Annotated in this window: 16 protein-coding genes; 8 read left to right on the top strand and 8 right to left on the bottom strand. The window is 65.6% G+C overall.

Annotated features, from left to right (window positions below; genetic code table 11):
• Window positions 1-2 precede the first annotated feature (2 nt).
• The 6 genes from ACK6AU_RS10075 to bioB all read right to left on the bottom strand — a co-directional run bounded on the left by ACK6AU_RS10075 (window position 3) and on the right by bioB (window position 4,965).
• Window positions 3-299, bottom strand: coding sequence for a pyrroloquinoline quinone biosynthesis protein PqqE (locus tag ACK6AU_RS10075; RefSeq protein ID WP_185697193.1), 297 nt, complete (start codon window positions 297-299; stop codon window positions 3-5).
• 107 nt (window positions 300-406) lie between these two features.
• Window positions 407-1,087: a dethiobiotin synthase gene (gene bioD, locus ACK6AU_RS10070; RefSeq protein ID WP_185697192.1), complete on the bottom strand. Its 681-nt coding sequence runs from the start codon at window positions 1,085-1,087 to the stop codon at window positions 407-409.
• Window positions 1,084-1,896, bottom strand: a complete 813-nt coding sequence (gene bioC / locus ACK6AU_RS10065; protein ID WP_185697191.1) for a malonyl-ACP O-methyltransferase BioC — start codon at window positions 1,894-1,896, stop codon at window positions 1,084-1,086. Before bioC ends, bioD begins: the two co-directional genes overlap by 4 nt.
• A complete protein-coding gene (locus ACK6AU_RS10060; RefSeq protein WP_409299105.1) occupies window positions 1,889-2,620 on the bottom strand; it encodes an alpha/beta fold hydrolase in 732 nt (243 codons plus the stop codon). Before ACK6AU_RS10060 ends, bioC begins: the two co-directional genes overlap by 8 nt.
• Entirely contained in the window at window positions 2,613-3,791 is a 1,179-nt protein-coding gene (gene bioF, locus ACK6AU_RS10055; RefSeq protein ID WP_409299103.1) for an 8-amino-7-oxononanoate synthase, read from the bottom strand. Before bioF ends, ACK6AU_RS10060 begins: the two co-directional genes overlap by 8 nt.
• 118 nt (window positions 3,792-3,909) lie before the next feature.
• A complete protein-coding gene (gene bioB / locus ACK6AU_RS10050; RefSeq protein ID WP_185697188.1) occupies window positions 3,910-4,965 on the bottom strand; it encodes a biotin synthase BioB in 1,056 nt (351 codons plus the stop codon).
• Between the two features lie 92 nt (window positions 4,966-5,057).
• Here bioB and ACK6AU_RS10045 point away from each other — a divergent pair, with 92 nt between their 5' ends.
• The 5 genes from ACK6AU_RS10045 to rarD all read left to right on the top strand — a co-directional run bounded on the left by ACK6AU_RS10045 (window position 5,058) and on the right by rarD (window position 10,721).
• Complete coding sequence (locus ACK6AU_RS10045; protein WP_185697187.1) at window positions 5,058-5,792, top strand: ComF family protein; 735 nt, start codon at window positions 5,058-5,060, stop codon at window positions 5,790-5,792.
• Between the two features lie 65 nt (window positions 5,793-5,857).
• Window positions 5,858-6,622 (top strand): TOBE domain-containing protein, encoded by a 765-nt coding sequence (locus tag ACK6AU_RS10040; RefSeq protein WP_409299101.1) that lies wholly within the window; start codon window positions 5,858-5,860, stop codon window positions 6,620-6,622.
• A 106-nt stretch (window positions 6,623-6,728) separates the two neighbouring features.
• Entirely contained in the window at window positions 6,729-8,630 is a 1,902-nt protein-coding gene (locus tag ACK6AU_RS10035; RefSeq protein ID WP_185697185.1) for a PhoX family phosphatase, read from the top strand.
• Between the two features lie 127 nt (window positions 8,631-8,757).
• A complete protein-coding gene (locus ACK6AU_RS10030) occupies window positions 8,758-9,732 on the top strand; it encodes a serine/threonine protein kinase (protein ID WP_185697184.1) in 975 nt (324 codons plus the stop codon).
• 101 nt (window positions 9,733-9,833) lie between these two features.
• Window positions 9,834-10,721: an EamA family transporter RarD gene (gene rarD / locus ACK6AU_RS10025; protein ID WP_185697183.1), complete on the top strand. Its 888-nt coding sequence runs from the start codon at window positions 9,834-9,836 to the stop codon at window positions 10,719-10,721.
• 225 nt (window positions 10,722-10,946) lie between these two features.
• Here the strand turns inward: rarD and ACK6AU_RS10020 are convergent, their stop codons facing one another.
• Entirely contained in the window at window positions 10,947-11,465 is a 519-nt protein-coding gene (locus ACK6AU_RS10020; protein ID WP_185697182.1) for a glycine cleavage system protein R, read from the bottom strand.
• 473 nt (window positions 11,466-11,938) lie between these two features.
• Here ACK6AU_RS10020 and ACK6AU_RS10015 point away from each other — a divergent pair, with 473 nt between their 5' ends.
• Window positions 11,939-14,116: a malate synthase G gene (locus tag ACK6AU_RS10015; protein WP_409299097.1), complete on the top strand. Its 2,178-nt coding sequence runs from the start codon at window positions 11,939-11,941 to the stop codon at window positions 14,114-14,116.
• Between the two features lie 78 nt (window positions 14,117-14,194).
• Here the strand turns inward: ACK6AU_RS10015 and ACK6AU_RS10010 are convergent, their stop codons facing one another.
• Window positions 14,195-14,641 (bottom strand): response regulator, encoded by a 447-nt coding sequence (locus ACK6AU_RS10010; protein WP_409299095.1) that lies wholly within the window; start codon window positions 14,639-14,641, stop codon window positions 14,195-14,197.
• Window positions 14,642-14,950: 309 nt separating this feature from the next.
• On the opposite strand from ACK6AU_RS10010, the gene ACK6AU_RS10005 reads away from it, so the two are divergent.
• Entirely contained in the window at window positions 14,951-16,885 is a 1,935-nt protein-coding gene (locus tag ACK6AU_RS10005) for a putative nucleotidyltransferase substrate binding domain-containing protein (RefSeq protein ID WP_409299093.1), read from the top strand.
• Entirely contained in the window at window positions 16,882-17,589 is a 708-nt protein-coding gene (locus ACK6AU_RS10000; protein WP_409299091.1) for a PolC-type DNA polymerase III, read from the top strand. The genes ACK6AU_RS10005 and ACK6AU_RS10000 overlap by 4 nt, the downstream gene beginning before the upstream one ends.
• The last annotated feature ends 74 nt before the right edge of the window (window positions 17,590-17,663 follow it).

Raw genomic sequence — 17,663 nt, 5'->3', positions numbered from 1 at the left:
GATCAGGCGTAGGTGTCGATCAGTGTACCCAGGGCTTCATCCGAGGCCTTGGCGACCTTGACGCCCAGTTCGACCTGGAACTTGCCGGCGGACATTTCCACCACGCTGCTGGCCAGGTCCGACTCCTGGCTGCGGTCCACGCCACGCAGGCGATTGACCTGGAGCTCCGACGACTGGCTACTGGCGGAGCGCTCGACGGCCGTGCTGGCGATCTGGCCAGCGGCTTGATCGACCCGGTTCTGCCCGGCCTGAATCGCGTTCAGCCCGGCGTAGTAAGCGCTGTTCCCGGAAATTTCCATGGGATGACTCGACCTGGAAAATGAATGACGTTGCCAATTGAAGCAGACCCGTCAAGAAAACACCCGTCAAAAACACTAATGGCCATCTGCCCTGTCATAGGCAAAATCTAGTCCAGCAAGTCCAGTTGCAGGTGTTCGGCCACCGCCTCGGCCCCGGCCAGCCTGAGCCGGGGCACCCTGCCCAGGCACGGCGCGGGAAGGCGCTCGGCCAGGGTCGCCAGGTTCTCTTCCAGACGGGAGGTCTGCGGATCGACGATATTGGCCACCCAACCGGCCAGTTGCAGACCGTCCCGGGCAATGGCCTCGGCAGTCAGCAAGGCATGATTGATACACCCCAGCCGCACGCCCACCACCAGGATCACCGGCAACCCCAGGGCCATGGCCAGGTCCGAGAGGTTGTCCTGGCCCGCCAGGGGCACGCGCCAGCCACCCGCCCCTTCGATCAGGGTGAAATCCGCGCCCTTGGCCAGGACGTGGCGCATGGGCAGCAACAGCGACTGCACCGTCAGTGCCACGCCCGCCTCGCGTGCGGCCAGGTGCGGAGCGATGGCCGGCTCGAAGGCGATCGGGTTGATCTCTTCATAGCTCAGCGGCAACGACGCCTGCGCCTGCAAGGCCAAGGCATCGGCGTTGCGCAAGCCCTTGGCCGTCAGCTCGCAACCGGACGCCACCGGCTTGCCCGCCGCCGTGCTCAGCCCGGCCTGCCGCGCGGCATGCAGCAAGCCAGCGGCGATGGTGGTCTTGCCCACCTCGGTGTCGGTGCCGGTGATGAAATAGGCAGGACTCATCGTGGTTTCTCCAATACGCCATGGACTACCTGGTAAGTCGCCGGCAGCCCCTTGGCCTGGCGAAAGCCCTCGTAGGCGGCGATCAACCCGGCGATGCGCGCCCGTCCCGTCAAGCCACCAGGACGGCCAGGGTTGAGATTGTGCGCCCCCAGGGCCTTGAGTTCGTGGGTCAGGCTGCGCACATCCGGGTAATGCAGGACATGGGGCACACGCTCCAGGCTACGCACCCGCAAGCCACTGGCGTCGCACAACTGGCCATAACGCTCGAAAGCACGAAAGCGGTTGACGTGCACCTGCCCGTCCACCTGCCCCCAGCTGTCGCGCAGCTCTTGCAGGGTCCCCACGCACAGGCTGGCGAACGCCAGGACACCGCCGGGCTTGAGCACCCGCCGGGCCTCGCTGAGCACCGCGGCAAAATCGGCGCACCACTGCACCGCCAGGCTGGAGAAGATCAACTCGCAACTGGCCGCCTGCAATGGCAGGCGCTCGGCGTCCCCGGCAATGAAGTACTCGGCCCCACCCAGGGGCCGTGCGTGCTGGAGCATGCCTTCGGCGATATCCACGGCCAGGCCCTGGCTACCCGCGAACCGCTCCCCCAGCGCCCGGCTGAAATGCCCGGTGCCGCAGCCCAGGTCGAGCCAGCGCCCCGGGGTCCAGTCAGCAGGCAGGCGGCTCAACAACTGCTGGCCAACCGCCCGCTGTAACTCGGCCACGCTGTCGTAGCTGGCCGCCGCGCGGGAAAACGAAGCCGCCACCTGGCGCTTGTCAGGCAAGCCGGTGGCCAGCACAGGAATAGACAGATCAGTCATCACCGGACTCATGCAAGAACGCCTGGATCGCACCCGCCACTCCGTGGGGGTCCTCCAGAAGAAAACCGTGGCTGGCCTGTTCGATCAGGCCAACTTCCACATCCGGCAACAATGCCAGCAACTCGGCGGCCGTTTCAGCCGGTACCAGGCCATCGAGCCCGGCGAACAGGTGCAACTGCGGCCCACGAAAACCTTGCAAGGCCTCGCGGGTATCGAGCCGCGCCAACAATTCCAGGCCCGCCAGCAACACCTGTGGCTGGGACACCGGTGCGCCCCCCGACAATGCCCGGGACAAGCCGCGATGGTCGAGGGCGCCCTGGGCGCAGAGCAACGAGAAACGCTTGAGGGTGCCTTGCGGGTCGGCGGCACAGCCCGCCAGGAAGGCGGCGAAGGTGTCCTGGGCCATGGCGCTTGGCCACTGCGCATGGGCGACGAAGCAGGGATTGCTGGCCAGGGTCAGCAGCCCGCAGCACCGTTCACCACGACGGGCCGCCAGCGCCGAGGCCAGCATCCCGCCCAGGGACCAGCCACCCAGCCAGGCATCGTCCGGCAGCGCGTCGTCCAGTTCATCCAGCCAATCGTCCGGGTCGCTGGACATCAGTTCCGGCAACGGCTGGACCTCTACCCGCAGGTGCTGGTCCAGCCCCTGCAACGCTGCCGCCAGGGGCGCCAGGGGCGACACGCCCAGCCCCCAGCCGGGCAACAGGATCAGTCGATCACGCATGGCTCGGCTCCACTTGCAGTTCACCGTGACAATCGGCCAATGCGTCTAACAATAGCTGCACCTGGCTCTCGCTGTGGGCCGCAGACAGCGTCACCCGCAACCGTGCGCTGCCGGCCGGCACCGTCGGCGGGCGAATGGCGGTGACCAGGATCCCGCGCTCGCGCAATTTCTGCGACAGCGCCATGGCTCGCGCACTGTCGCCGACCAGGATCGGCTGGATCGGGGTGAAGCTGTCCATCAGCTCCAGGCCGATCTGCTCGGCGCCACGGCGGAACTGGCGGACCAGGCTCGCCAGGTGCTCGCGTCGCCAGTGCTCGCTGCGCAATAGCTCCAGGCTCTTCAAGGTGGCGCAGGCCAGCGCCGGTGGCTGGCTGGTGGTGTAGATATAGGGCCTTGCGAACTGGATCAGGCTCTCGATCAACTCCTCGCTGCCGGCGACGAAGGCCCCAGCGGTTCCGAAGGCCTTGCCCAGGGTGCCCACCAGCACCGGCACCTCATCCAGGCCCAGGCCGAAATGCTCCACCAAGCCTGCGCCATTGGCACCCAGGGGACCGAAGCCGTGGGCGTCGTCGACCATCAGCCAGGCGCCTCGGGCCTGGGTTTCACGGGCCAGGGCCGGCAAGTCGGCCACATCGCCATCCATGCTGAATACGCCGTCGGTGACCACCAGGGTATTGCCGGTAGCCTTTTCCAGGCGCTTGGCCAGGCTGGCCGCATCGTTGTGCAGGTAGCGGTTGAAGCGCGCGCCACTGAGCAGGCCGGCATCCAGCAGCGAAGCATGGTTGAGACGGTCTTCCAGCACCGTATCGCCCTGCCCCACCAGGGCCGTGACCGCCCCGAGGTTGGCCATGTAGCCGGTGCTGAACAGCAACGCCCGGGGCCTTCCAGTGAGTTCGGCCAGGGCCTCTTCCAAAGCATGGTGCGGACCGCTATGGCCCACCACCAGGTGCGAGGCGCCACCGCCCACGCCCCAGCGACTGGCACCGGCCCGCCAGGCTTCGATCACCTGTGGATGATTGGCCAGGCCCAGGTAGTCGTTGTTGCAGAACGCCAGCAATGGCTGGCCGTCGACCACCACTTCCGGCCCCTGGGGGCTGTCGAGCAAGGGGCGCTGGCGATACAGATGCTCGGCACGGCGGGCCGCGAGGCGCGCGGAAAGATCAAAAGACATGTGGCCTCGATGATCGGGAAAGAATCCAGCACCGCAGGCAACCGGGCGCCGAAGTCCCTGTGGGATCCTCAGCGGCCCTGGAGTCGCCCGCGGCGGCGGGGATGACGTCAGCCTGGGGTCAGACGGCGGCGTTGTAGAACTGCTCGCTGCTCTTTTGCTCCACCAGGGCCTGCTCGATGGCCGCCTGGTGCACTTCGTCGGCGTGCTCTTCACGCGCTTCGGGCTGGATCCCCAGGCGGGCGAACAGCTGCATGTCCTTGTCGGCCTGCGGGTTGGCGGTGGTCAGCAGTTTTTCGCCGTAGAAGATCGAGTTGGCGCCGGCGAAGAACGCCAGGGCCTGCATCTGCTCGTTCATCGCCTCACGACCGGCGGACAGCCGCACATGGGACTGGGGCATGAGGATCCGCGCCACGGCCAGCATGCGAATGAAGTCGAACGGGTCCACCTCTTCGGCATTCTCCAGCGGCGTACCGGCCACCTTCACCAGCATGTTGATCGGCACCGACTCCGGGTGCTCCGGCAGGTTGGCCAGCTGGATCAGCAGGCCGGCGCGATCGTCCAGGGACTCGCCCATGCCCAGGATGCCGCCGGAGCAGATCTTCATCCCGGCATCGCGCACATAGGCCAGGGTCTGCAGGCGCTCGCTGTAGGTGCGGGTGGTGATGATGTTGCCGTAGAACTCCGGCGAGGTATCGAGGTTGTGGTTGTAATAGTCCAGGCCGGCCTGGGCCAGGGCCTCGGTCTGCTCCTGGTCGAGGCGGCCCAGGGTCATGCAGGTCTCCAGGCCCATGGCCTTGACCCCTTTGACCATCTCCAGCACGTAGGGCATGTCCTTGGCGGACGGGTGCTTCCAGGCCGCGCCCATGCAAAAGCGCGTGGAGCCGATGGCCTTGGCCCGGGCGGCCTCTTCCAGGACCTTCTGCACTTCCAGGAGCTTTTCCTTTTCCAGGCCGGTGTTGTAGTGACCGGACTGCGGACAATATTTGCAATCTTCCGGGCAGGCGCCGGTCTTGATCGACAGCAAGGTGGAAACCTGGACCCGATTGGCGTCGAAATGCGCGCGATGCACCGTCTGCGCCTGGAACAACAGGTCGTTGAACGGCTGGGTAAACAGGGCTTTGACTTCAGCCAAAGTCCAGTCATGACGCAGGGTGGCGGTGGTGCTGGCGCTCATGGGCGGTTCCTTGATTATGCTTGGCAGGCGGTGCGGGACAGGGAAAGTCCACAGCCGCAACACGGATGTTCGGCATATTTAAGGAAGCCGCCATGAGCTGTCAACCAGAACGAAAAACACAGGTTTACATCTGGCTAAAAAACAAACAAACCTGTTTGCTCTGCGACGAACCCAGCGATTCGTCCCAGGGGCTGTGCGCGCCTTGCCTGGACGAACTGCCCTGGCTCGGCAACCAATGCCCCATTTGCGCCCTGCCGCTGCCGGCTGCCGCCCCGGCTTGCGGTCAATGCCTGCAACGGCCGCCGGCATTCGCACGGGTCATAGCACCCTGGCGCTACGAGTTCCCGGTGGACAGCCTGATCAGCCGTTTCAAGCACCATCAGAAGTGGCCTTTTGGTCGGCTGATGGCTGAACTTCTCCTGCAGTTCCTGCTTTATCGCTTCGATGAAGACCTACCCGGCCCGGACGCCCTGGTGCCGGTGCCTTTATCCCGTCGGCGCCTGCGCCAGCGGGGTTTCAACCAGGCCGGGATGCTCGCCCACTGGCTTGGACACCACCTGAAGCTGCCGGTGGAAACACAGTGGCTGCTGCGCACCCTGGATACTCCCGCGCAACAAGGGCTGGATGCCCGGGCCCGGCAACGCAACCTGCGCGGCGCCTTCAGCCTGGCACCCAATGCCCGGATCGCCGGCCGCCACTTGGCGCTGGTGGACGACGTGCTGACCACAGGTGCCACCGCCCAAGCCCTGGCCCGGTTGCTGCTCGATGCCGGAGCCCGGCGGGTGGATGTCTACTGCCTGGCCCGCACTCCCAGGCCCGAGGCCTGACTTGACTCTCGCGGCTCAAGCCGCAAACTTCCCGTCCATCCTCCCGTGCTCGAAGCGCTCCCGCCATGTCCCTGCCCACCTTGTTGACCCAGCACATCGTCCGCCGCCCCCAACGCATCGCGCTGCTGCAACACATCGCCGAACAGGGTTCCATCACCCGTGCGGCGAAAAGCGCCGGGCTGAGCTACAAGGCGGCCTGGGACGCCATCGACGAGCTGAACAACCTGGCCCAGAACCCATTGGTGGAACGCAGCGTCGGCGGCAAGGGCGGCGGCGGCGCCAGGCTGTCCGCCGAGGGCGAGCGGGTCTTGCGTCTCTACCAGCGCCTGCAGGAGTTGCAGGCCCAGGTGCTGGCGGCCGCCGAGGAAGCCAGCGATCTCGACTTGCTGGGACGCCTGATGCTGCGCACCAGCGCACGCAACCAATTGCACGGCAAGGTCCACGGGATCGAACCCCAGGGCTGCAACGACCTGGTCAGCCTGGAACTGCCCGAAGGGGTGCGGCTCACGGCCCGGATCACCCACGACAGCACCCAGCGCCTGGAGCTGGCCCCCGGCACCCAGGTGGTGGCGTTGATCAAGGCGGGCTGGCTGGATGTGCAGGCCGTCGGGGCCCCGGTAACAACTGGACACAATTACCTGGGCGGCATCATCGAGCGAATCCTCGATGCCGAGGATGGCCCCTGCGAAGTCCGCATCGTCCTGCCCAATGGCCAGGTCCTCTGCGCCCTGGCCGAACCGCTGCTGTTGAAAACCCTGGACCTGGCGCAGGAGCGGCCGATCCAGGTGCAGTTCTCGCCGTCCCACGTGCTGCTGGGCACCCCGCTCTGACCCTGGCCCCCAGCTCCCGTACGCCCTGATTCAGGGGCTCGGCACTGCAACGAATTCGTCATCGGTGCTCATTAAGGTGGCTGCAAAAACCCGCAGGGAGCCTGATATGAGCCTGTTAGAAGAAGACCAACCCACCGACCTGGAACAGATCGTCGGCCTCAGCCGCCGCGGCTTCATCGGTGCCGGCGCCCTGTGCGGCGCGGCCCTGTTCCTGGGCGGCAACCTGCTGAGCCGCAGCGCCCTGGCCGCAGGAGTCAGCGCCGGCAACGGCCAGCTGCTGGGCTTTGCCAGCATCCCCAGCGCCACTAGCGACACCATCACCCTGCCACCGGGCTACACGTCCTCGGTGCTGATCAGCTGGGGCCAGCCGCTGCACAAGAACGGCCCGGCCTTCGACCCCAGCGGCAACGGCACCGCCCTGGCCCAGGAAGCGCAATTTGGCGACAACAACGACGGCATGAGCCTGTTCGCCTTCCCGGATGACCGGCATCGGGCGCTGATGGCGATCAACAACGAGTACACCAACTATCGCTACCTCTATCCCCACGGCGGCCTGCCGCAGTCGGCCGAGGACGTGCGCAAGGCCCAGGCCAGCGAAGGCGTGTCGGTGATCGAGGTGCAACGCAAGAACGGCCAGTGGCAGTTCGTCCAGGGCTCGCGCTACAACCGGCGCATCCACGGCAACACGCCGATCCGCCTCAGCGGCCCGGCCGCCGGCCACGCGCTGCTCAAGACCAGCGCCGACCCCAAGGGCAAGAAAGTCCTCGGCACCTTCCAGAACTGCGCCAACGGCAAGACCCCGTGGGGCACCTACCTGACCTGCGAAGAGAACTTCACCGACTGCTTCGGCAGCAGCAACGCCGAGCACAAGTTCGACGCCGCCCAGAAGCGCTACGGCGCCTCGGTGGCCAGCCGCGACATCAACTGGCACCAGCACGACCCGCGCTTCGACCTGGCCAAGAACCCCAACGAACTCAACCGCCACGGCTGGGTGGTGGAGATCGACCCTTTCGATCCGCAATCGACCCCGATCAAGCGCACCGCCCTGGGCCGCTTCAAGCATGAGAACGCCGCCCTGGCGCAAACCCGCGATGGCCGCGCAGTGGTCTACATGGGCGACGACGAACGCGGTGAGTTCATCTACAAGTTCATCAGCCGCGACCGCATCAACCACCGTAACCCCAAGGCCAACCGTGACCTGCTGGACCACGGCACGCTGTATGTGGCGCGTTTCGACGCCGGTGACGGCAACCCGGACCGGCCCAAGGGCCAGGGCCAGTGGATCGAGCTGACCCACGGCAAGAACGGCATCGACGCCAGCAGCGGCTTCGCCGACCAGGCCCAGGTGCTGATCCACGCCCGCCTGGCCGCCAGCGTGGTCCAGGCCACGCGCATGGACCGTCCGGAATGGATCGTGGTCAGCCCCAAGGATGGCCAGGTGTATTGCACCCTGACCAACAACTCCAAGCGCGGTGAGGACGGCATGCCGGTGGGCGGTCCCAACCCGCGGGAGAAAAACGTCTACGGGCAGATCCTGCGCTGGCGCACCGGTGGCGACGACCATGGCTCGCTGGACTTTTCCTGGGACCTGTTCGTGGTCGCCGGCAACCCTGGCGTGCACGCCGGCAAGCCCAAGGGCGGCTCCGCCAACATCACCCCGCAAAACATGTTCAACAGCCCCGATGGCCTGGGCTTCGACAAGGCCGGGCGCCTGTGGATCCTCACCGACGGTGACTACAGCAACAGCGGCGACTTCGCCGGCATGGGCAACAACCAGATGCTCTGCGCCGATCCCGACAGCGGCGAGATCCGCCGCTTCATGGTCGGGCCGGTGGGCTGCGAAGTCACCGGGATCGCCTTCGCCCCGGACTACAAGACGCTGTTCGTGGGCATCCAGCACCCGGGGGAAAACGGCGGCTCGACCTTCCCCGAGCACTTGCCCAACGGTAAGCCGCGCTCCTCGGTGATGGCCATTACCCGGGAGGACGGCGGCATCATCGGCGCCTGATCCAACCCCGTGCCGAACCCGCGCCTGCCCCTGGCCAAGGCAGGCGCCACAGCGCCCTCCACCGGCCTGCCCGTCTGCGTTACCATGCTGGGCCGGACGCGGCAGCCTGCTGCGCGCAGGAGTAAGCATGTCGCACCCGTTTGATACCCTCACCCCCGACCTGGTCCTGGACGCCGTGGAAAGCATCGGCTTTCTCAGCGACGCCCGGGTCCTGGCCCTCAACAGCTACGAGAACCGCGTCTACCAGGTCGGCATCGACCAGGCCGAGCCGCTGGTGGCCAAGTTCTACCGTCCCCAGCGCTGGAGCGACGAGGCGATCCTCGAAGAACACAGCTTCACCTTCGAGCTGGCCGAATGCGAAGTGCCGGTGGTGGCGCCGATCGTCCACGAAGGCCGCAGCCTGTTCGAGCATGCGGGGTTTCGTTTCGCCCTGTTCCCACGGCGGGGTGGCCGCGCCCCGGAACCGGGCAACCTCGACCAGCTCTATCGCCTCGGGCAACTGTTGGGCCGCCTGCATGCCGTCGGCGCCAGCCGGCCGTTCAGCCAGCGCGAGGCCCTGGGGGTGCAGAACTTCGGCCACGACTCCCTGGCGACCCTGCTCCAGGGCAACTTCATTCCCAAGAGCCTGCTGCCGGCCTACGAGTCCGTCGCCCGTGACTTGCTCAAGCGTGTGGAAACCCTCTACCAGGCCAACCCACACCAGAACATCCGCCTGCATGGCGACTGCCACCCGGGCAACCTGATGTGCCGCGACGAGGTGTTCCATATCGTCGACCTCGACGACTGTCGCATGGGCCCTGCGGTGCAGGACCTGTGGATGATGCTCGCGGGCGACCGCCAGGAACGCCTCGGCCAATTATCCGAACTCATGGACGGCTACAGCGAATTCCATGACTTCAATCCACGGGAACTGGCGCTGGTCGAACCGCTGCGGGCCCTGCGCCTGATGCACTACAGCGCCTGGCTGGCGCGGCGCTGGGACGACCCGGCGTTCCCTCGCAGCTTCTCCTGGTTCGGCAGCGAACGTTACTGGGGCGACCAGGTGCTGGCCTTGCGCGAACAACTGGCGGCGCTCGACGAGGAACCGCTGCGGCTGTTCTGAAGGACGCGATGGCCACGGCACGGGCGCGGGAAAAGTCAGGACAGGTCTAGACATTTGTCCTTACAATCGCGCCTTTGTTAGTTGCCTAGCAAGGATTCTCCATGCAAGCCGCCAACCTGCGTCGCGGGTACATACTGGGCCTGACCGCCTACATCATCTGGGGCCTGTTTCCGCTCTATTTCAAAGCCATCGCCAGCGTGCCCGCCGTGGAAATCATCGTCCACCGGGTGCTCTGGTCAGCGCTGTTCGGCGGCCTGCTGCTGATGGTCTGGAAGCATCCCGGCTGGTGGCGCGAACTGCGGGACAATCCCCGGCGCCTGGCGATCCTGGCCCTGAGCGGCACCCTGATCGCCGCCAACTGGCTGACCTACGTCTGGTCGGTGAACAACGGGCGCATGGTCGAAGCTAGCCTCGGCTACTACATCAACCCCTTGATCAACGTGCTGCTGGGCATGTTGATCCTCGGTGAGCGCCTGCGCCGCCTGCAATGGCTGGCGGTGTTGCTGGCGGCGGTCGGGGTGGCGCAGCAGGTATGGCAGCTGGGCAGCCTGCCCTGGGTCTCGCTGGCCCTGGCGCTGAGCTTCGGTTTCTACGGCCTGATTCGCAAACAGGCGCCGGTCAAGGCCCTGCCCGGACTGGTGGTGGAGACCTGGATGCTGGTGCCCATCGCCCTGGCCTGGCTGCTGTTGCACCCCGATGCCAGCAGCGCCCATGCCGCGTTCTGGGCCAGCTCCCAGGCCTGGTGGCTGGTGGCGGCCGGCCCGGTGACCCTGATCCCGCTGGTGTGCTTCAACGCCGCGGCCCGGAACCTGCCCTACACCACCCTGGGTTTCCTGCAGTACCTGGCCCCGACCCTGGTGCTGCTGCAGGCGGTACTGCTGTTCGGCGAGCAACTGTCCCCCAGCACCCTGGTAGCCTTCATGTTCATCTGGGCGGGCCTGGCGGTGTACAGCGTCGATGCCTGGCTGAGCCTGCGCGGACGCAGCTGATCAATAAATAATCAATCATCTGCAGGCCACGTCCCCTGTGGCCTGCGGCGGTTCTTCCCAAGCTTATCCACAGGCTGGTCCCCGCCGTTTGTGCACAAGCCCTTGAAATTGCCGGTTTTTTGATCAATTCACGCAAAGCCGCGACGCCACTGGGCCAGCGCCCCCTCTCTACAGGTTATCCACAGGCGCATGCACGTTTTATCGGGATAACCCGGCTCACTGCCGTCAGCTTTCGCTACGCAGCACCAGCTCCACCATCAGGTCGTCGGCCAGGCTCTCCAGGCGCGCCTGCAGGACTTCCAGCGACAGGGTCAGGGGCACCGCCAGGATGGCCTCGGCGTGGAACAGCGGCTCGCTGCTCATGGGCGCCGGCCGCACCTCGGTCACCAACCGCTCCAGGTTGACCCCCTGCTCCGCCAGCAGGCGGGTGATATCCCGGACAATCCCCGGGCGGTCGTTGCCCACCAACTCCATGGCGATGGGTTTCCAGGTGCATGATTGCTCGATGCCGCTTTCGGCGATCAGCACGCGGATGCCTTGGGCCGAGAGCCCCTGCAAGGCGTCCACCAGCTCATCGTAGGCTTCGGCCGGCACCGCCACCCGGAGGATTCCGGCGAATTGCCCGGCCATCCTCGACAGACGGCTTTCCAGCCAGTTGCCACCGTGGGCGGCGATGCACTGGGCAATGCGTTCGACCTGGCCGGCCTTGTCCGCAGCGAATACCGTGAGAACCAGATGGTCCATGGCGCAGCCCTCTTTTTGGGGGTGGAAGAGCAATTATAGGCAGGCTTGCAGGCCGCACCCGGCGCCTCCGGTCGAGGCCCGAAAAAGGGGTCGGTAGACTAGGAGTACAAATCGTGTACAACTTTTTGTATTTATGTGGAACAATCCTTCGGTTTTTTGCGAACACCCAGCTTTCCAGCGTGACCGCATTGCACTGGCGAGTCGCGAAACGACGTATTTAGTCTAATTTTCACAACCGCAATTCATCATGTAGTATGCCGCAGCGCGCACTACATAATGTTGGAACGATGTCTGCCAAGGCTTGATCACAACCCCCGCGATCCCCGTCAGCAAGGCTCCGCCGTTGATTGGAAGCACCCAGCCGCCAGCGATGGCATGTACTGGTGAACAGGGTTGTGTTTTAAATGGCCGCCGGCTTCATTGTTAATTTGAAGAGCTGAAAAGCGAAATAGCTGAGCAGAGTGAGGCAAGCAATGACTGAACACGTTCAAGTCGGTGGCCTGCAGGTCGCCAGAGTCCTGTTCGACTTCGTGAACAACGAAGCCATTCCCGGTACCGGCCTCACCGCCGACGCATTCTGGGCAGGTGCCGACAAGGTCATCCACGACCTGGCGCCCAAGAACAAAGCCCTACTCGCCAAACGCGATGATTTCCAGGCACGGATCGATGCCTGGCACCAGTCCCGTGCCGGCCAGGCCCATGACGCCGTAGCCTACAAAGCCTTCCTGCAAGACATCGGCTACCTGCTGCCGGAAGCGGCGGACTTCCAGGCCACCACCCAGAACGTCGATGAAGAAATCGCCCGCATGGCCGGCCCGCAGCTGGTGGTGCCGGTGATGAACGCCCGCTTCGCCCTCAACGCCTCCAACGCCCGCTGGGGCTCGCTGTACGACGCGCTGTACGGCACCGACGCCATCAGCGAAGCCGATGGCGCGCAAAAGGGCACAGGCTACAACAAGGTCCGCGGCGACAAGGTCATCGCCTTCGCCCGCGCCTTCCTCGACGAATCCGCGCCCCTGGCCGCCGGCTCCCACGTCGACTCGGTGAACTACAAGATCGCCGGTGGCAAGCTGGTGGTGACCCTCAAGGGCGGCAGCAACAGCGGCCTGCGCGACGACGCCCAGCTGGTCGGCTACCAGGGCGATGCCGCGGCCCCGACCGCGATCCTGCTCAAGCACAACGGCCTGCACTTCGAGATCCAGATCGACGCCGCAAGCCCCGTCGGCCAGACCGACGCCGCCGGAGTCAAGGACCTGCTGATGGAAGCGGCCCTGACCACCATCATGGACTGCGAAGATTCGGTCGCCGCGGTGGATGCCGACGACAAGGTAGTGATCTACCGCAACTGGCTGGGCCTGATGAAAGGCGACCTGGCCGAGGAAGTGGCCAAGGGCGGCAAGACCTTCACCCGCACCATGAACGCCGACCGCGAATACACCGGCGTCGACGGTTCGTCGCTGAAGCTGCATGGCCGCTCGCTGCTGTTCGTGCGTAACGTCGGCCACCTGATGACCATCGACGCGATCCTCGACCAGCACGGCAACGAAGTGCCGGAGGGCATCCTCGACGGCCTGGTCACCAGCCTGGCGGCGATCCACAACCTCAACGGCAACACCTCGCGCAAGAACAGCCGCACCGGCTCGGTGTACATCGTCAAGCCGAAGATGCACGGCCCCGAAGAAGCCGCCTTCACCAATGAACTGTTCGGCCGCATCGAAGACGTCCTGGCCCTGCCGCGCAATACCCTGAAGGTCGGGATCATGGACGAGGAGCGCCGTACCACGGTCAACCTCAAGGCCTGCATCAAGGCGGCCAGCGAGCGCGTGGTGTTCATCAACACCGGCTTCCTCGACCGTACCGGCGACGAGATCCACACCTCCATGGAAGCCGGCGCCATGGTGCGCAAGGCCGACATGAAGGCCGAAAAGTGGATCGGCGCCTACGAGAACTGGAACGTCGACATCGGCCTGTCCACCGGCCTGCAAGGCCGTGCACAGATCGGCAAGGGCATGTGGGCCATGCCCGACCTGATGGCCGCCATGCTCGAACAGAAGATCGCCCACCCGCTGGCCGGCGCCAACACCGCCTGGGTGCCATCGCCGACCGCCGCCGCGCTGCACGCGCTGCACTACCACAAGGTCGACGTGTTCGCCCGCCAGGCCGAGCTGGCCAAGCGCGCCCGCGCTTCGGTGGACGACATCCTGAGCATTCCCCTGGCTCCCGACACCAACTGGACCGCGGAACAGATCAAGAACGAACTGGACAACAACGCCCAGGGCATCCTTGGTTACGTGGTGCGCTGGATCGACCAGGGCGTGGGCTGCTCCAAGGTGCCGGACATCAACGATGTCGGCCTGATGGAAGACCGCGCCACCCTGCGCATCTCCAGCCAGCACATCGCCAACTGGCTGCGCCACGGCGTGGTGACCCGCGAACAGGTGATCGAAAGCCTCAAGCGCATGGCCCCGGTGGTCGACCGGCAGAACGCCGCCGATCCGCTGTACCGTCCACTGGCACCGAACTTCGACAGCAACATCGCCTTCCAGGCCGCCCTGGAACTGGTGATCGAAGGCACCAAGCAGCCAAACGGCTATACCGAGCCGGTCCTGCATCGTCGCCGTCGTGAGTTCAAGGCCAAGAACGGCCTGTAACAACGCAGCGCCAGCGGTAAAGCAAAGCCCCGGTCCATGACCGGGGCTTTTTCATGCCTGCTCGCGGTGCCGGTGGCGCTACAACTCCACGCCCAGCTCATGCTTGACCAGCGCCAGCAGCTTGCTGGTATCGATGGGCTTGAGCAGGAAGTCCACCACGCTCAGGTGCATGGCGGCGATGGCGTCGCGCACATCGGCGTCGCCGGAAATGATGATGATCGGCAGGGCCGCCCGTTCCGATTCGCGCACCTGGCGAATCAGGTCCAGGCCACTACAGGGCGCCATGCGCAGGTCGGTGATCAGCAAGCCGATGGATTTGTTCGACTCGAGCATCTCCAACGCCGCCTTGCCACTGGCCGCGGTCATGCAGCGAATGCCATCGAGACCGAGTATTTCCGAAAGCAGCTCGCGGGCATCCTTGTCGTCATCGGCAATCAGCACCCGCTGCGGCGGCAGGTCGGGTTCCAGCATGACGGCACTCAGCGCCTCGCGCTCGGCATCGCTCAAGATATCGTGGTCGGACATACAGTTCTCTACAGGATCGAATCACCTAGCACAGTGGTCAGACATCGCCAGGCAGGCCTCCAATGTGCACTTCGTCGGAAAAATTTCCAAGCATCTTGATCAGAGCTTTTTTGCATCGATCGCCAGCGGCTCAAAGCCAAATATCCGGCCCCCGTGAACGCTGACCGCCACCACCTGCAACACACCCGCGCCAGACGCCCGCGCGGCATGTCGCACCTAGACTTACGTCCAATGGGCGCTGGCGGGCACCTGGGCCGACTATTACCGGAATCCGAACACAACAAATCCAAGAAGATTGCGGTAATCGTCATGAGTAAAACGGACGCCTTCACCCAGGCCGGGAAGACCGCGGTACTGCAGAACATCCAGGGCACGGTGCAGTTCCTGCAACGTTTCCCGCCCTTCAACCAGATGGAAAACCTGCACCTGGCCTACCTGGTGGAACAATGCCAGCTGCGCTTCTACGGCCCCGGCGACAGCATCATCAAGCCGGCCGACGGCCCGGTGGAGCACTTCTATATCGTCAAGCAGGGCCGGGTGGTGGGCGAACGTACCCACGCCGCCAAGGGCAGCACCGAGACCACCTTCGAGATCACCACCGGCGAATGCTTTCCCCTGGCCGCGCTGCTGGGCGAGCGAGCCACCCGCACCGAACACCGGGCCGCCGAAGACACCTTCTGCCTGCAACTGAACAAGGGCGCCTTCATCAAGCTGTTCGCCCTGTCGGCGGAGTTCCGCGATTTCGCCCTGCGTGGGGTCAGCAGCCTGCTCGACCAGGTCAACCAGCAGGTCAAGCGCAAGGCGGTGGAAACCCTCGGCACCCAATACTCGCTGAACACCCACCTCGGCGAATTGGCCATGCGCCATCCCGTGACCTGCTCGCCGGCCACGCCGCTGCGCGAAGCCGTGGCGCAGATGCATGAACAGCAGGTGGGCAGCATCGTGGTGGTGGACGAGCACAAGGCGCCCCTGGGGATCTTCACCCTGCGCGACCTGCGCCAGGTGGTGGCCGACGGCAGCCAGGACCTTGACCACCCCATCGAACGCCACATGACCCAGGCGCCGTTCTTCCTCAGCCCGGACCACAGCGCCTTCGACGCGGCCATCGCCATGACCGAGCGCCACATCGCCCACGTCTGCCTGGTCAAGGAACAGCGCCTGTGCGGCGTGGTGTCCGAGCGCGACCTGTTCTCCCTGCAACGGGTCGACCTGGTGCACCTGGCGCGGACCATCCGCAATGCGCCACGGGTGGAGCACCTGGTGGCCCTGCGCGGCGAGATCGGCCAACTGGTGGAACGCATGCTGGCCCACGGCGCCTCGTCGACCCAGATCACCCACATCATCACCCTGCTCAACGACCACACCGTGTGCCGGGTGATCGAGCTGACCCTGGCCGACAAGGGCGACCCGGGCGTGCCCTTCAGCTGGCTGTGCTTCGGCAGCGAAGGCCGGCGCGAACAGACCCTGCACACCGACCAGGACAACGGCATCCTGTTCGAGGCCCGGGACGCGGCCCACGCCGCCGAGATCCGCGGCAAGCTGCTGCCTATCGCCCAGCAGGTCAACCACAGCCTGGCCCAGTGCGGCTTCACCCTGTGCAAGGGCAACATCATGGCCGGCAACCCCGAGCTGTGCCTGTCCCGTGCCGAGTGGGCCCGGCGCTTCGCGGCGTTCATCCGCGAGGCGACCCCGGAGAACCTGCTGGGCTCGAGCATCTATTTCGACCTGCGGGTGGTCTGGGGCGACGAGCAAGGCGCCGAACACCTGCGTCGCGGGATCCTCGACCAAGTGGCCGACAATCGCCTGTTCCAGCGCATGCTGGCGGAGAACGCCCTGCGCCAGCGGCCACCGGTGGGGCGCTTTCGCGAATTCGTGCTGGCCAAAAAGAACGGCGAGAAAGCCACCCTCGACCTCAAGGTCCAGGGCCTCACGCCCTTCGTCGACGGCGCCCGGCTGCTGGCCCTGGCCAACGGCATCGGCGCCATCAACACCCTGGAGCGTTTGCGCCAGCTGGTGTCCAGGCAAGTCATCGAGCCACTGGATGGCGCCGCCTATGAAGAGGCCTACCACTTCATCCAGCAGACCCGCATGCAACAGCACCAGCGCCAGACCCGGGACAACCAGCCCTACTCCAACCGACTAGATCCCGACAGCCTCAACCACTTGGACCGGCGCATCCTGCGTGAATCCCTGCGCCAGGCCCAGCGCCTGCAAAGCAGCCTGGCCCTGCGGTACCAGCTATGAGCCTGTTCAGCTGGTTCCGCCCCGCCGCCAGCGCCTTGAGCAGCGCACAGCAACTGCGCCGCGAGCGCCTGCCAGCCTTCGCGCCACTGGGCGACGGCAGCCTGCGCGAACAGCGCTGGGTGGTGGTGGACGTGGAGACCAGCGGCCTGAACCTCAATCGCGACCAGGTCCTGTCCATTGGCGCCGTGGCGATCGAGGACGGCGCCATCGACTTCCGCCAGCAATTCGAGCGCACCTTGCAGCGCGAGGGCCACAAGCTCAGCCCCAGCGTGCTGATCCATGGCCTGGGCCCCAGCGCCATCGCGGCCGGCAGCGATCCGGTCGAGGCCCTGCTGGATTTCATGGAGTTCGTCGGCGACAGCCCGCTACTGGCGTTCCATGCACCCTTCGACCAGCACATGCTCGGCCGAGCACTGAAGGACAGCCTGGGCTACCGCCTGCAGCACGACTTTCTCGACGTGGCGGACATGGCGCCCCTGCTGTGCCCCGAATTCCATATCCGCGACGCCGGCCTGGATGACTGGATCAACGGCTTCAAGCTCCAGGTGGTGGAGCGTCACCACGCAGCGGCCGACGCCCTGGCCACCGCCGAGTTGGCGCTGATCCTGTTTCACCGCGCACGCCAGCAACAGATCCACAGTCCCTTGAACCTGCAACAACGCCTGGGCCAGTGGAAACGCCGCCGGCAGGCTCCCTCCTTCTGATCCACCGCACTGTGGCGAGGGAGCAGGCTCCCGCTCGGTCGCGCAGCGGTCGTAGCACCTGAGTCCCGGGGCTA

It is taken from the genome of Pseudomonas sp. KCJK8993 (assembly GCF_046230915.1).
Taxonomy (GTDB): Bacteria; Pseudomonadota; Gammaproteobacteria; order Pseudomonadales; family Pseudomonadaceae; genus Aquipseudomonas; species Aquipseudomonas piscis.
The sequence above is the reverse complement of the archived record's forward strand: the minus strand, read 5'-3'. Positions and strand labels throughout refer to the sequence as shown.